The sequence below is a fragment of the Vibrio sp. 10N.222.49.C9 genome (assembly GCF_041474985.1).
Classification (GTDB): Bacteria; Pseudomonadota; Gammaproteobacteria; order Enterobacterales; family Vibrionaceae; genus Vibrio; species Vibrio crassostreae_C.
The window spans coordinates 1-312 of record NZ_JBFRVD010001094.1; the positions used below are offsets into that span (position 1 = coordinate 1).

General features: G+C 47.8%; 1 pseudogene. It reads right to left on the reverse strand.

What is annotated here, in order from left to right:
• A pseudogene (locus AB4585_RS27040) lies at positions 1–312 on the reverse strand (polysaccharide biosynthesis protein); the annotation flags it as partial.

Sequence of the window (312 nt, forward strand, 5' to 3'; positions counted from 1 at the left end):
ATAACCTGGCGACAAATCTCCGAACCAATAGAACCACCGGCACCGGTAACCATCACCACTTTACCAGTAATGTCTTGCGTCAGTAGCGGCTCAGAAGGTGGAACAGGGTCGCGGCCCAGTAAATCTTCTACGGGTACTTCACGAATCGCCTGAATTTCCTCTCCTTCTTTGAGCATTTGTTCTACGGTCGGCACAGATAACACTTCAACCTGAAAGCCCATCAGAGCATCGATGATTTTCTTACGCTCACTTCGTGAAACTCGTGGAAGTGCAAGCAACACCTTTTCAATCTTATCCTGTTCGACTACAGAT